This is a genomic window from Burkholderia sp. AU32262, from assembly GCF_020419985.1.
Classification (GTDB): domain Bacteria; phylum Pseudomonadota; class Gammaproteobacteria; order Burkholderiales; family Burkholderiaceae; genus Burkholderia; species Burkholderia semiarida.
Genome location: NZ_JAIZRS010000006.1, coordinates 194,239 through 207,869 on the forward strand (window position 1 = coordinate 194,239; position 13,631 = coordinate 207,869).

General features: G+C 66.8%; 12 protein-coding genes. 10 read left to right on the forward strand and 2 right to left on the reverse strand.

What is annotated here, in order from left to right; genetic code table 11:
- Positions 1–307 precede the first annotated feature (307 nt).
- Together LGN10_RS09450 and LGN10_RS09455 are read right to left on the reverse strand one after the other, a co-directional pair.
- Entirely contained in the window at positions 308–1,642 is a 1,335-nt protein-coding gene (locus LGN10_RS09450; RefSeq protein WP_226223022.1) for a type II toxin-antitoxin system HipA family toxin, read from the reverse strand.
- A 3-nt stretch (positions 1,643–1,645) separates the two neighbouring features.
- Positions 1,646–1,894, reverse strand: coding sequence for a helix-turn-helix domain-containing protein (locus LGN10_RS09455; RefSeq protein ID WP_226223024.1), 249 nt, complete (start codon positions 1,892–1,894; stop codon positions 1,646–1,648).
- Between the two features lie 249 nt (positions 1,895–2,143).
- Between LGN10_RS09455 and sapR the strand changes: the two genes are divergently transcribed.
- The 10 genes from sapR to LGN10_RS09505 all read left to right on the forward strand — a co-directional run bounded on the left by sapR (position 2,144) and on the right by LGN10_RS09505 (position 13,627).
- Positions 2,144–3,031, forward strand: coding sequence for a sap1 transcriptional regulator SapR (gene sapR, locus LGN10_RS09460; protein WP_226223026.1), 888 nt, complete (start codon positions 2,144–2,146; stop codon positions 3,029–3,031).
- 16 nt (positions 3,032–3,047) lie between these two features.
- On the forward strand, positions 3,048–3,611 hold the full coding sequence (gene ddpX, locus LGN10_RS09465; protein WP_226223028.1) for a D-alanyl-D-alanine dipeptidase: 564 nt from the start codon (positions 3,048–3,050) through the stop codon (positions 3,609–3,611).
- 65 nt (positions 3,612–3,676) lie between these two features.
- Positions 3,677–5,278: an ABC transporter substrate-binding protein gene (locus LGN10_RS09470; protein WP_226223029.1), complete on the forward strand. Its 1,602-nt coding sequence runs from the start codon at positions 3,677–3,679 to the stop codon at positions 5,276–5,278.
- Positions 5,279–5,288: 10 nt separating this feature from the next.
- Positions 5,289–6,359: an ABC transporter permease gene (locus LGN10_RS09475; protein WP_226223031.1), complete on the forward strand. Its 1,071-nt coding sequence runs from the start codon at positions 5,289–5,291 to the stop codon at positions 6,357–6,359.
- 66 nt (positions 6,360–6,425) lie between these two features.
- Complete coding sequence (gene nikC, locus LGN10_RS09480) at positions 6,426–7,340, forward strand: nickel transporter permease (RefSeq protein WP_059584973.1); 915 nt, start codon at positions 6,426–6,428, stop codon at positions 7,338–7,340.
- Between the two features lies 1 nt (position 7,341).
- Positions 7,342–8,256, forward strand: a complete 915-nt coding sequence (locus LGN10_RS09485) for an ABC transporter ATP-binding protein (protein ID WP_226223034.1) — start codon at positions 7,342–7,344, stop codon at positions 8,254–8,256.
- Positions 8,253–9,029 carry an ABC transporter ATP-binding protein gene (locus tag LGN10_RS09490; RefSeq protein ID WP_226223036.1) on the forward strand — a complete coding sequence of 259 codons (777 nt, stop codon included), beginning with the start codon at positions 8,253–8,255 and terminating at the stop codon, positions 9,027–9,029. The genes LGN10_RS09485 and LGN10_RS09490 overlap by 4 nt, the downstream gene beginning before the upstream one ends.
- A gap of 409 nt (positions 9,030–9,438) precedes the next feature.
- On the forward strand, positions 9,439–9,990 hold the full coding sequence (locus LGN10_RS09495) for a fimbrial protein (protein ID WP_226223038.1): 552 nt from the start codon (positions 9,439–9,441) through the stop codon (positions 9,988–9,990).
- A 112-nt stretch (positions 9,991–10,102) separates the two neighbouring features.
- Positions 10,103–10,843: a molecular chaperone gene (locus LGN10_RS09500; protein ID WP_226223040.1), complete on the forward strand. Its 741-nt coding sequence runs from the start codon at positions 10,103–10,105 to the stop codon at positions 10,841–10,843.
- A gap of 186 nt (positions 10,844–11,029) precedes the next feature.
- Complete coding sequence (locus LGN10_RS09505) at positions 11,030–13,627, forward strand: fimbria/pilus outer membrane usher protein (protein ID WP_226223042.1); 2,598 nt, start codon at positions 11,030–11,032, stop codon at positions 13,625–13,627.
- Positions 13,628–13,631 lie beyond the last annotated feature (4 nt).

Sequence of the window (13,631 nt, forward strand, 5' to 3'; positions counted from 1 at the left end):
ATTTCCATTACGGAATACTTGCCGCTTTTTCGAATTACCGAAAATCAAACATCCCGTGACGCAAGTTAAATACAAAACGACCTAAAAATTAAATGAATTATTGAGCTTGATTGATGATTTAAACTGATCGACTTTAATTTTGTAATTATTGCGATGCAGCAGAGGATAAATGGAGGCAAACAGCGCTCGATATGCGCGCCGCGCGATTGCCGCCCGATGCCATCGATTCGGGTTTCCTGGCGCGCAAACCGGAACGGAAAATGCGGATGCGCCGGCTTTCACCGGCCCGGAGCGGAACCGGGACCGGTCACTCCCGCGGCATGTCGGCGAGTCGTTGCGCGGCGAAGCGCAATCCGCCGAGAATGCGTTCGGCGATCCTCGCCGGAAATCCGGCCGGCAACGTCGCGCCGACCGATTCGATCACCTGCGGCGTCATCGCAACGAGCCGTTCGACGATCGGTGTCGCGATATCGCCAAGCAGGCAATGCTCCGCCATCGCAGTGAAGTGCCGGCGCGTGATATCGCGCATCGCGTAGTGCTTGCGCTTGCCGTGCATCGCCATCGCGAGCTTCGCCTTGTGCCACGACCACTGGTTCGCGCCATCTCCCTCGACCGGCCAGATCGACATCACGTCGTAGAGCGGTGTCAGACGGAAGCGGCCGCCCGGCAGCAGGCGCAGACTGAAGTTCTTCGCATGCCCGTCCGGTGCGGCAAGCATCCAGAACACCACCAACGCGGTGAACAACGTGTCGAGGTCGGCCTGCGCCGTTTCCGACCGGCGCAGGATGCCGGCCAGATCGGGCACCCCGGGGCCACCCTGCGATTCGTATTTCAGATGCGGCGGCACGCCGAGCGCCTGACAGAAATCTTCTTGCGGCAAGCGCAACAGCCAGCCGCCGTCACGATGCAGCGCGCGATCGAAGCGCGCGACCGACAGCACCTTGTGTTCGCCGAAACGCACGATGTCGGCCTCCGCCGTCGGCAGGCCGAACGCACGCAGGATCGCGAGGCACAGCCATTCGTTTTCGACGGATGTCGTCAGATCCGCACGCTTGTTGCCGACCAGCCCGAGCGGCAACTTGAGAATATGCGTCGTCGGGGTCGCGCCATGCGGACGCATCCATCGCCCGTCGTGAAACAGCAGCGCGGTCTTTTCCTGCGCGCCAGCCAGCGACAGGCGAAAATCGTCGTCGTCCTGCGCGCCGCCCGCCGCCCCGCTCGCCTGATCGAGCACGCGCGCCACGTCGTCGTCGGACAACGACGTGCCGTCGATCCGGTCATGGCCGGCCGGGGTTTCATCCTCGCCGAGCAACTGCACCGCGCCGACGCAGTCCCGGCCGAGCGCGGCGAGCAGATCGAACGGCTCGATCGTCGCCGTGCCGAACCGGGATGCAAGCCGGCGCCGGATCGCGTCACTGTCGGGCAGCAGATTGTCGAAGTAGTGATTGACGCGCGCGCCGCGCAACGGCGCATCGCCGACGCCGAACGGCAGCGACAACGACAGCGGGCGGCCGACGTCCGACTGTTTCCAGCCGGCGTCGTACAGCAGTTCCATGTCGCCGCGTGCGGGAATCCGCCAGATTCCCACCCGCAAGCCGTTGGCCCAGATCGATAGCGCGCGGCCGTGCGATTTGCGTCCCATCGATTACCACTCGACATTGGCAGCGTCGCGCCCGTCCTTCGTGCGGATGCTGAGCTCGAGACCATACAGCGCGGTCAATTCGAGCAACTGCTTGAGCGACAGGCTTTCGGTGCGGGTCGTTTCGAGCGACGACAGGCGCGATTGGCCGACGCCGATGCGCGCCGCCGCTTCGGCTTGCGTCAGCCCCTTGGCCTGACGCGCGGACGACAGGATTTCACCCAGTTGCACGGGGGTATTGACGATGAGATTCACGGGGTGGGCTCGGTATGCAATCAATGCAGTATATCTCTGTCAGGCATAACCGCAAATTATTTCTGCCAGGAATAAATGCACGATAGGCCTATCAGCAATAACAGCGATCCAGCCCTGTTTCTCCGGTCGATGTCGTTGCCTGCCCCTATCATCGTGAGCCAGCCATAGTTTTTATTCGCTGGCGCCAATGATTTTGGTTTTGTCAGATAGATGACATCGAATCATCAAATGACAACGATCTAACAACCGATGACCTGCGCCTTCGCCCACACCGTCGAATCCCGCTTCGCCGAGCTGACGCCGACCGCCAAGCGCATCGCGAGCTACATGCTCGCGAACCTCGATCGGCTCGGGCTCGAGACGGCCGATCAGATCGCGCAGCAGACTGGTACCAGCGGCATTTCGGTCGGGCGTTTCCTGCGCAGTGTCGGTTATCGGAATCTCGACGACCTGAAACGCGAACTGCGCGGCGGCGGCGATCGCCCATGGATGATCACCGACCGGCTCGACGAATACCGTCGCGTCACCGGCACGCAGCCGGCCGAACGCAACGACAGCGACGACGGCCGCGACGGCACGCTCGCGTCGTCGCTCGAGCGCGAGCTCGACGCGATCCGCCACGTGTACCGCCTGGCCGAAGGCCCGGTGTTCGCGCAGGTGGTCGACCGGATCGCCGATGCAGACGCCGTATTCATCCTCGGCATCCAGTCGACGCGCGGCATCAGCAACGCATTCAGCAGCTACCTCGAATACCTGCGTCCGCGCGTGTTCTATTCCGACGGCCAGTCGGGCTCGTACGTCGATTCGCTGAACTCCGAATTCGAGCGGCCGTACTGCATCGTCACCGACACGCGCGCCTATTCGCGCAGCGCGCGCCGCTATTGTCAGGCGGCCGCCGAGCGCGGGCAGCCGTTCGCGCTCGTCACCGATCTGTATTGCCCGTGGGCGCGCGAATGGCCGGCCGATCTGCTGCAGGTGAAAACCGACGTCGGCCAGTTCTGGGATTCGCTCGCGCCGCTCACCTGCCTGTTCAACCTGCTGATCACCGCCGTGGTCGACCGCCTCGGTCCCGCGATCGACCGGCGCGTCGCGCGCAACCGCGAACTGCAGCGCACATTCGACCAATTCGAATCCTGAGCGAACCGGACCGCCGATGAACCCTCACCGCCTCGTCGAAATCACGCCCGCCACGCATCGCGTCGACATCGATCTCGTCTACGCGACCGAGCGCAACCTGACCGGCAAGCCGATCTACCGCCACGCGCACTGTCTGCTGCTCGAGCCGGCCGAAGCCGCGCTGCGCCGCGCGGTCGACGTCGCCGCGCAGGCCGGCTTCACGCTGCGCATCTACGACGCCTACCGGCCGCCGCAGGCGCAGCAGGTGCTGTGGGATTTCCTGCCCGACCCGAACTTCGTCGCCGATCTCGGGCGCGGGTCGAACCACAGCCGCGGCACCGCGCTCGACCTGACGCTCGTCGGCGCGAACGGCGAGCCGCTCGACATGGGCACCGGCTTCGACGAGATGGTGGCCGCGTCGGGTCACTTTCACGCGGGGTTGCCCGAGCCCGTGCAACGCAACCGGCTGCTGCTGCTCGGCGTGATGCACGCGGCCGGCTTCGCGCACATCGACAGCGAGTGGTGGCACTACGAGCTGCCGGGTTCGCACGCGTTGCCGCCGATCGACAATGCGGCGAGCGGCCCATGGCGCCTGATGTGACGACGCCGCACGCCCCCTTTTTCCTGCACGTTCAACGACTCAAACGACAGATGGAGAAGCGCCCCATGAAATTCCCGACCTCCCGGCTCGTCGCGGCGCTGGCCGCCGCGTCCCTGCTCGCCGCCGTTCCGCTTTCCGCCGCCCGCGCGGAAACGCCGAAGGACATGTTCGTGATGGCCACGCTGCTCGACGAATTCACGACGCTCGATCCCGGCGAAATCTACGAGCTGGTGCCGGAGGAATACGTCGCGAACACGTACGACCGGCTCGTGCGCGTCGACCTGCGCGATCCGTCGAAATTCAACGGCGACGTCGCGCAGTCGTGGACCGTGAGCCCCGACGGGCTGACCTATACGTTCAAGCTGCGCTCGGGCCTCAAGTTCCACTCGGGCAACCCGCTGACGGCCGACGACGTCGCGTGGTCGATCCAGCGCGCGGTGCTGCTCGACAAGGGCCCGGCCGCGGTGCTGACCGGCATCGGGCTCACGAAGGCGAACGTCGCGGCGAACGTGAAGAAGATTGACGACCAGACGGTGTCGATCACGACCGACCACAAATACGCGCCGACCTTCGTACTGAACGTGCTCGGCTCGTGGCCCGCTTCGGTTGTCGACAAGAAATTGTTGCTGTCGCACCAGCAGGGCAACGACTTCGGCAACGCGTGGCTGAAGACCAACGAGGCCGGCTCCGGCGGCTACAAGCTCGTCAAATGGTCGCCCAGCGACAGCATCGTGCTGCAACGCTTCGACGGCTACCGGCTGCCGCTCGCGATGAAGCGCATCGTGCTGCGCCACGTGCCTGAAGCCGCGAGCCAGCGCCTGCTGCTGGAAAACGGCGACGTCGACGCGGCGCGTGACCTGAGCCCGGACGATCTCGCGTCGGTCGTGAAATCGGGCAAGGCGAAGGTATCGGCCTCGCCGCAGGCGACGCTGCTGTATCTCGGCCTGAACACGAAGAACGCGACGCTCGCGAAGCCCGACGTGCAGGAAGCGCTGAAGTGGCTGGTCGACTACGCGGGCATCCAGGCCAACGTCGTGAAGACGACCTACAAGGTGCACCAGACCTTCCTGCCCGAAGGCTTCCTCGGCACGCTGAATTCGAACCCGTACAAGCTCGACGTCGCGAAGGCGAAGGCGCTGCTCGCGAAGGCCGGCGTGCCGAACGGCTTCTCGGTGACGATGGACGTGCGCAACGACTATCCGTACACGGAAATCGCGCAGGCCGTGCAGGCGAACTTCGCACAGGCGGGCGTCAAGGTGCAGCTGATCCCCGGCGACAACAAGCAGACGCTCGCGAAATACCGCGCACGCCAGCACGACATCTACATCGGCGAATGGTCGGCCGACTACATCGACCCGCACAGCAACGCGCAGGGTTTCGCATGGAATCCGGACAACGGCGACAAGTCGAGCTATAAGATGCTGGCCTGGCGCAACACCTGGGACATTCCGCAACTGACGAAGGAAACCGACGCCGCGCTCGCCGAGCCGACCGCCGCGCAACGCGCGCAGCGGTACCAGGCGATGCAGAAGGAGATGCTCGCGCGCTCGCCGTTCGTGATCATGTTCGAGAAGGTCGCGCAGGTCGCGACGCGGCCCGGCGTGAGCGGGCTCGAAGTCGGGCCGATCAACGATCTCGTGTCGTACCGTAACCTGAAGAAGCAATAAGATTCGCCGCATGTCGACTCCCGCCTCCTCCCTCGAAGCACTGCGCACGCTGCCCGCGCGGCGCCCGGCCGTACGCTGGGCGCTGCGCGTGCTGCGCTGGGCGCTCACGCTCGCCGTCACGTTCGCGGGGCTGCTCGCGCTGACGTTCGTGATCGGCCGCAAGGTGCCGATCGATCCCGTGCTCGCGATCCTCGGCGATCGCGCGTCCGCCGACGCGTACGCGGCCGAACGCATCGCACTCGGCCTCGACAAGCCGCTCGTCACGCAGTTCCTGATCTACGCGCGCGACGTGCTGCACGGCAATCTCGGCATGTCGCTGCTGACCGCGAACCCGGTGCTCGACGACATCAAGCGCGTGTTTCCGGCCACGCTCGAACTCGCGACGATCGCGACGCTGATCGGCATCGCGATCGGCGTGCCGCTCGGCGTCGCGGCCGCGGTGAAGCACAACCGCGCGATCGACCACGTCGCGCGCTTCGTCGGGCTGATCGGCAATTCCGTGCCGGTGTTCTGGCTCGGGTTGATGGGGCTGCTGCTGTTCTATGCGCGGCTGCACTGGGTCGGCGGCCCCGGCCGGCTCGACCCGGTGTACGACGGCATGGTCGATCCGCGCACCGGCAGCCTGCTGCTGGATGCGGCGCTCGCGGGCGAGTGGGACGTGTTCCGCAACGCGGTATCGCACATCGCGCTGCCGGCCGCGATCCTCGGCTACTACTCGGTCGCGTATCTGAGCCGCATGACGCGCTCGTTCATGCTCGACCAGCTGAGCCAGGAATACATCGTCACCGCGCGCGCGAAGGGCCTGTCCGAGCGCCGCGTGATCTGGCGGCATGCGTTCGGCAACATCATGGTGCCGTTGCTCACCGTGATCGCGCTCACGTACAGCAACCTGCTCGAAGGCTCGGTGCTGACCGAGATCGTGTTCGCGTGGCCGGGGCTCGGCTCGTACCTGACCGGCGCGCTGCTGAACGCCGACATGAACGCGGTGCTCGGCGCGACGCTCGTGATCGGCGCGATGTTCATCACCGTCAACCTGCTGACCGACGCGCTGTACCGCGTGTTCGATCCGCGTGCGCGCTGAGGGCCGCTTCGACATGACCGTTTCCATCCTGCTTGTTGCTCCACCCATGCCGAAGGCCACCCGACCATGAATGCCGAGCGTCTCACCCTGCGCGCGTGGCTGCTTTCCGATGCGCCCGCGTCGCGTTCGCAGGCCGCGTTCGGCCTCGCGTACCGACGCTGGCGCCGGTTCGCCACGAATCCGCTCAACCTGTTCGGGCTCGCGATCCTGCTTGCGCTGATCGTCGTCGCGATCGTCGGCCCGCTGATCATGCCGCACGATCCGCTGCGCCAGGTGCTGTCCGACCGGCTGCTGGCGCCCGGCTCGCCGTCGCACTGGTTCGGCACCGACCAGCTCGGCCGCGACATCCTCTCGCGGCTGATCGCCGGGTCGCGCCTGACGCTCGGCATCGCGCTGCTCGTCGTCGCGATCGTCGTGCCGATCGGCCTCCTGATCGGCACGACGGCCGGCTATTGCGGCGGCTTCGTCGACAGCGTGCTGATGCGCATCACCGACATCGCGCTCGCGTTCCCGAAGATCGTGCTCGCGCTCGCGTTCGCGGCCGCGCTCGGCCCCGGCGTGATCAACGCCGTGGTCGCGATCTCGATCACCGCGTGGCCCGCGTATGCGCGGCTCGCGCGCGCCGAAACGATCCGCATCGCGCAAGCCGACTACATCCATGCCGCGCGGCTGCAAGGCGCGTCGGGCCCGCGCATCCTGCTGCGCTACATCATGCCGCTGTGCATGTCGTCGGTGATCGTGCGCGCGACGCTCGACATGGCCGGCATCATCCTGACCGTCGCGGGCCTCGGCTTTCTCGGCCTCGGCGCGCAGCCGCCGAGCCCCGAGTGGGGTTTCATGGTCGCGTCGGGCCGCAACGTGCTGCTCGACGCGTGGTGGGTCGCGACGCTGCCCGGCATCGCGATCCTGCTCGTGAGCCTCGCGTTCAACCTGCTCGGTGACGGGCTGCGCGACGTCTTCGATCCCCGCCATGGAGCGTGACATGCCGATGAACTCCACCACCGCACCCGCGCCGCTCTGCGAGATCGACGGCCTGAAGATCGGCTTTCGCGGGCACGACGGCGTCGTCACCGACGCGGTGCGCGACCTGTCGCTGACGCTCGCGCCGGGCGAACGGCTCGGCATCGTCGGCGAATCGGGTTCCGGCAAATCGCTGACGGGCCGCGCGCTGCTCGGCCTGCTGCCCGACGCCGCGCGCTGCTCGGCCCGCACGATGCGCTTCGCGGGCCACGACCTGCTCGCGATGTCGCCGCGCGAACGCCGGCGCCTGTGCGGCAGCCAGATGGGGATGATCCTGCAGGACCCGAAGTATTCGCTGAACCCGGTGATGACGGTCGCGAAGCAGATGGGCGAAGCGTTCCGGCGGCACGAGCCGGGCTTGCGCGGCCGTGCGCTGCGCGAGCGGATCGTCGACGCGCTCGCGGCCGTGCAGATCCGCGACCCGGCGCGCGTCGCCGATGCGTATCCGCACGAGTTGTCGGGCGGCATGGGCCAGCGCGTGATGATCGCGATGATGGTGTCGACCGGCCCGCGCCTCTTGATCGCCGACGAGCCGACCTCCGCGCTCGACGTCGCGGTGTCGATGCAAGTGCTCGCGGTGCTCGACGCGATGATCGCGCGGCACGGCACGGGCCTGATGTTCATCAGCCACGACCTGCCGCTCGTGATGTCGTTCTGCGATCGCGTTGCGGTGATGTATGCGGGCCGCGTGGTCGAAACCTGCGCCGCGCGCGACCTGCGCGACGCATCTCATCCCTATACGCGCGGGCTGCTCGCGGCGAACCCGCCGCTCGCGAACCCGCCCGATGAATTGCCCGTGCTGCGGCGCGATCCGGCGTGGCTCGACGCCGCACCGCCGGCCATCGCGCCCGCCAATCGACAGGAGCCCACACGATGATCGACGTCGATCACGCATCGATTCGTTTCCCGACCCGCACGGGTCACGTCGACGCCGTCCGCGACGCAAGCTTCGCGGTGCGCGACGGCGAGGTGTTCGGCCTGGTCGGCGAATCGGGTTCCGGCAAGTCGACACTGCTGCGTGCGCTGACGGGCCTCGTGCCGCTCGCGTCCGGCAGCCTGTCGATCGACGGCCGCCCGGTGGGCGGCACGCCCGATCGCGCGTTCCGCCGCCACGTGCAAATGGTGTTCCAGGATCCGTATGCGTCGCTGCATCCGCGTTTCACGGTCGACCAGACGCTGCGCGAGCCGCTGTCGATCCATGGGATCGACGACGCCGATGCACGGATCGCCCGCGCGCTCGCCGAGGTCGGCCTCGGCCCGACGTTCCGCTTCCGCTATCCGCACCAGTTGTCGGGCGGCCAGCGCCAGCGTGTCGCGATCGCGCGCGCGCTGATCGTCGAGCCGCGCGTGCTGCTGCTCGACGAACCGACGTCCGCGCTCGACGTATCGGTGCAGGCCGAGATCCTCAACCTGCTGCGCCGCCTGCATCGCGAACGCAACCTGACGATGATCCTCGTCAGCCACAACCTCGCGGTGATCGGCTTCCTGTGTCAGTGCGTCGCGGTGATGCAGCACGGCGAGATCGTCGAACAGCTGCGGATCGACGACGTGCGGGCCGGGCAGGTCGCACGCGACTACACGCGCACGCTGCTGCGCGCGACCGAAGGCTATCGCCGCCTGGATCCGGCAATCGACGCGCCGGCAGCCTGACACGCGGCGCGCGACGATGGTACGACGCTGCGCGCGCCCGTGCGCGCAGCGCGTGACATGACCCGAGCGCAATACGATATGCCGGCCGCTCTCATGCTCCGCCGGCCGGTTATTCCAATTCCAGTCCGCTTCGAATAGCGCGACCGCCGAAATCGGCCCGTCGACCGCTTTGCGGCATCGGCATGCTCCCACGCACGCCCCTCCTCCCGCCGGCGCTCCCGCCCCTCCGCCTGCTACCGACTCCGGAAAATTAATTTAGTACGAGTACGAGGCGAAATCCCTATAGATTAGTACCAGTCAAATTACAATTTCCTTTCATAAAACTCATAATTTCATCCGAAACGCGCCATTGGGAGATTTAAATTCAATCCGCGCTTTCTGAAACCGACGTTTATTTGGAGATTTAAATATGCAAATCATCAAGCGCTGCGCAATCCCGTTTCTGCTCGTCGCCGCCGGCACGGCCTTTTCGTCCGCGGCCCACGCGGCGGACGGCAGCGTCACCTTCCGCGGCAACATCATCGCGTCGACCTGCAGCGTCGAGGGGGGGCAGGACCTCACCGTCCCGCTGCCGCCGGTCAGCACCAGCGCGCTCGCCAATGTCGGCTCTGTCGCCGGCCGCAGCGGGTTCTCGCTTGCGCTGACGGGCTGCACGGTCGGCGACAACAACCCGGTGAAGGTCGGCGTCGTGTTCGAGAACGGCTCGAACGTCGATCAGTCGACCGGCCGGCTGACGGTCGACCCGGGCACCGAGGCCGCCGAAGGCGTCCAGATCAACGTACTGGATTCGCAGCAGAAGCCCATCCCCATCGGCGCGCAAACCGGCGCGAGCACCGAGAGCGTCGACATCGGTGCCGACGGCAAGGCGAAGCTGAACTACTTCGCCGAGTACTACGCCGCAGGCGCCGTGAAGGCCGGCGACGTCACTTCGCGTGTCGAGTACTCGCTGATCTATCAGTAAGGACACGTGCGTGGAGATCGCCGCTCCGGCGATCTCCGCCCGTCACGCCGCGCGACGCGGAAACCGCGGTTTCCGCCCGTTTCCCGCCCCAACGATCCGAGTCCACACGCCCATGAAATTGTTGAAGCTCTTCCGCACGCTGACCCTCGCCGTCGCCGCATTCGCGTCGCACGCCGACGCGAGTGTCGTGATCGCCGGCACGCGCGTGATCTTCCCGTCCAGCGAGCGCGAAGTCACGATCCAGCTCACGAACGACAACAAGCGTCCGGCGCTGGTGCAGGCATGGCTCGACGATGGCGACAGCCGCGCATTGCCGGAGAACATCGACGTGCCGTTCACGCTGACGCCGGCGATCTTCCGGATGGAAGCCGGCAACGGGCAGACGCTGCGTCTCGTGCATACCGGCGAACCGCTTCCCGCCGACCGGGAATCGCTGTTCTGGCTGAACGTGCTCGAAGTGCCGCCGAAGGCGGCCGCGACCGAGGCCTCCAATCGCATCCAGCTAGCGTTCCGCTCCCGCATCAAGATCATGTATCGCCCAGCCGGGCTGGCCGGCAACGTGGACGATGCGCCCATGCAGGTCGACTGGCGCGTGGTTCGCGTCGACGGCGGCTATGCGCTCGAGGCCAGCAATCCGACGCCGTTCGTCGTCAATTTCGCCAACGTGCTGCTGAAGTCGGCCGGGCGCAAGCACGACGCCGGCATGGGCTACGTGCTGCCGCGCAGCACCCAACTGTTCCCGATCAAGGATCTCGCCGCCGCTCCCACCGCAGGCGCGACGGTCGAATTCGGCAGCATCAACGACTGGGGCCGGGCAACCGACCTCGAACGTCCGGTCAGCGTCGCACCGTAACGCGACCGAGGCTGTCACCGCGCACCCACCGCGGTGCAGACCGCTTCACGTCTTTTCGTCCGCCGTCGTTTCGACTGTCCCGACGACCGGCACGGACATCCCGGACTTGTCATTGGCCGCCGCAGCGCCGCGCAACGCGCCTGCCGAACGCGCCCTCTCGATCCGAAAACTTGTGGAGTACTACACATGACCCCGACCCGACCGTCGCGCCGCGGCGCGGCCGATATGCCACGCGTCAAGCCGATCCATCTGCTGGTGGCGGCCTGCGTCGCCGCGTGGTCCGCCGATGGCCGCGCGACGACGCGGGCCGCGGCCGAAGCCACGCTCGCGCACGTCGAGTTCGACGGCGCGTTCCTGCAAAACCGCCTGGGCAAGCATTTCGACGTGTCGCGTTTCGAACAGCGCAACGTGACGGCCCCTGGCGTGTACACCGTCGACGTTCATGTCGGGCCCGACTGGATCGGCCGCCACGACGTGCGCTTCGTGGCGGTGCCGGATTCGGGCGATGCCCGGCCGTGCTTCGGGCGCGCGCTGCTCGAGCGCGTCGGCGTCGACTTCGGCAAGCTCGGACCGGACGTCGTCGCACAGCTGGCCGATGGCGGCGCCTGCCTGCGACTCGAACAAGTCGTGCCCGGCGCCAGCACCGCATTCGACTTCGAGCGACAGACACTGCGGTTGTCGATCCCGCAGGCGTCGCTCGTGCGCAAGGCACGCGGCTACGTGAGCCCCGATCAATGGACCGCCGGCGAAACCGTCGGCCTGCTCGGCTACAACTTCAATCTCTATACGTCGAAAGTCAGCGGCCATACCGCGCAGACGCAAGGCTATCTCGGCCTGAACGGCGGCGTGAACCTCGGCAACTGGCGCTTTCGCCACGAAGGCTCCTATTCGTGGTCGTCGCGCGGCGAGAGCCGGTATCAGGGCCTCGCGACCTATCTCCAGCGCGACCTGCCGTCGCTGTCGTCGCAACTCCTCATCGGCGAAAGCTACACGTCGGGCGAATTGTTCGATTCGACGCAGTTCCGCGGCGTGCGCCTGTCGACCGACGACCGGATGCTGCCCGACTCGCTGCGCGGCTATGCGCCCGTGGTACGCGGCATCGCGAACAGCAACGCGAAAGTGACGATCCGCCAGAACGACGTAACGATCTACGAGACGACGGTCGCGCCCGGCAATTTCGAAATCGACGACCTGTACCCGACCGGATATGGCGGCGACCTGCAGGTATCGGTCGAGGAGGCCGATGGCTCCGTGCACGCGTTCTCGGTGCCCTACGCCGCCGTGCCGATGTCGCTGCGGCCGGGGATCGGCCGCTACAGCTTCGTCGCGGGCACGCTGCGCAATCCCCGCGGCTCGAGCCAGCCGGTGTTCGCGCAGGCCACGTACCAGCGCGGCCTGACCAATCTGCTGACGGCCTACGGCGGCGTCACGCTCGCCGGCGGTTATGCGTCGGCGATGCTGGGCGGCGCGTTCAATACGTCGTTCGGCGCGTTCGGCGCGGACGTCACGCATGCGCTGACCACGATTCCCGGCGCGAAGCGCTACAGCGGGTCGAGCGTGCGCGTCAGCTATGCGAAGTCGATCGATGCGACCGGCACCGATATCGCACTCGCCGCGTATCGCTATTCGACGGACGGCTATTTCGGCCTCAACGATGCGATGCAGGCGCGCGACGCCGCGCGCGACGGCACCTCGGCCTGGTCGGTCTGGCGCCAGCGCCATCGCGCGTCGCTCGTGCTCACGCAGCGCCTGGGCACGAACGGTGGGCGCATCGATGCCACGGCATCGACCGTCAACTACTGGAACCGCTCCGGATCGGACGTCAACTACTCGGTCGGCTATACGAACCAGTTCCGCAACGTGTCGTACAGCCTGACGGCCACGCGGCAGCGCAATGCCGGCGGCGACATGGGCACGCTCTATTACGCCAGCGTCACGATCCCGTTCGGTCGCGAGCGTCCGATGACCGTTTCGGGCAACGTATCGCGCGACACGCTCGGCCGCACGCGGTTGCAGTCGACGCTGTCCGGTTCGCTCGGCGACGACCACGCGCTGTCGTACAGCGTCAGCGCGAACCACGCGTCCGGAACGAATTCGACCACGGACGGCAGCGCCAACGTCACCTACCGCACGCGCCTGGCGGAACTCAGCGCGAGTGCGGGCGCGAGCACGGACTTCCAGCAGGGCTCGCTCGGCGTGCGCGGCGCACTGGTCGCGCACCGCGGCGGCATCACGTTCTCGCAGCCGGTATCCGAGACCTTCGCGATCGTCGAGGCGCCCGGTGCGGCCGGCGCGCGCGTCACGAACGCAGCGGGCGTCAAGGTCGACGGCAACGGCTACGCGGTCGTGCCGTACCTCACGCCATACAGCCTCAATACGATCGCGCTCGACCCGAAGGGCATCCCGATGGATGTCGAGTTGAAGGAAACCAGCCGGCAGATCGCGCCGCGCGCCGGTGCGGTCCCGCTGATCCGGTTTGCGACCGACACCGGCCGCGCGGCGCTCGTTCAGGCGCGCCAGGCCGACGGCAAGCCGCTGCCATTCGGCGCTGCGGTGCATGACGAGACCGGCAAGGAGGTCGGCGTCGTCGGCCAGGCGAGCAAGATCTTCGCGCGCGGGCTCGCCGACAGCGGTTCGCTGACCGTTCGGTGGGGCGCCGATTCCCGCTCGGTCTGCCGGATCGCATACGACCTTCCCGTCGCGAAACAGCGCCGGCAAGCGTCGGGCATCCAGACCGTGAAGAGCATTTGCCAGCCCGATTCGACGACCGCCGACACTCAGTAAGGAA

Bases quoted from the DNA above. Each gene is read 5' to 3' on its own strand.
- LGN10_RS09450 (WP_226223022.1), bottom strand. From the start codon at position 1,642: ATGGGACGCAAATCGCACGGCCGCGCGCTATCGATCTGGGCCAACGGC.
- sapR (WP_226223026.1), top strand. From the start codon at position 2,144: ATGACCTGCGCCTTCGCCCACACCGTCGAATCCCGCTTCGCCGAGCTG.
- ddpX (WP_226223028.1), top strand. From the start codon at position 3,048: ATGAACCCTCACCGCCTCGTCGAAATCACGCCCGCCACGCATCGCGTC.
- LGN10_RS09470 (WP_226223029.1), top strand. From the start codon at position 3,677: ATGAAATTCCCGACCTCCCGGCTCGTCGCGGCGCTGGCCGCCGCGTCC.
- LGN10_RS09475 (WP_226223031.1), top strand. From the start codon at position 5,289: ATGTCGACTCCCGCCTCCTCCCTCGAAGCACTGCGCACGCTGCCCGCG.
- nikC (WP_059584973.1), top strand. From the start codon at position 6,426: ATGAATGCCGAGCGTCTCACCCTGCGCGCGTGGCTGCTTTCCGATGCG.
- LGN10_RS09485 (WP_226223034.1), top strand. From the start codon at position 7,342: ATGCCGATGAACTCCACCACCGCACCCGCGCCGCTCTGCGAGATCGAC.
- LGN10_RS09490 (WP_226223036.1), top strand. From the start codon at position 8,253: ATGATCGACGTCGATCACGCATCGATTCGTTTCCCGACCCGCACGGGT.
- LGN10_RS09495 (WP_226223038.1), top strand. From the start codon at position 9,439: ATGCAAATCATCAAGCGCTGCGCAATCCCGTTTCTGCTCGTCGCCGCC.
- LGN10_RS09500 (WP_226223040.1), top strand. From the start codon at position 10,103: ATGAAATTGTTGAAGCTCTTCCGCACGCTGACCCTCGCCGTCGCCGCA.
- LGN10_RS09505 (WP_226223042.1), top strand. From the start codon at position 11,030: ATGACCCCGACCCGACCGTCGCGCCGCGGCGCGGCCGATATGCCACGC.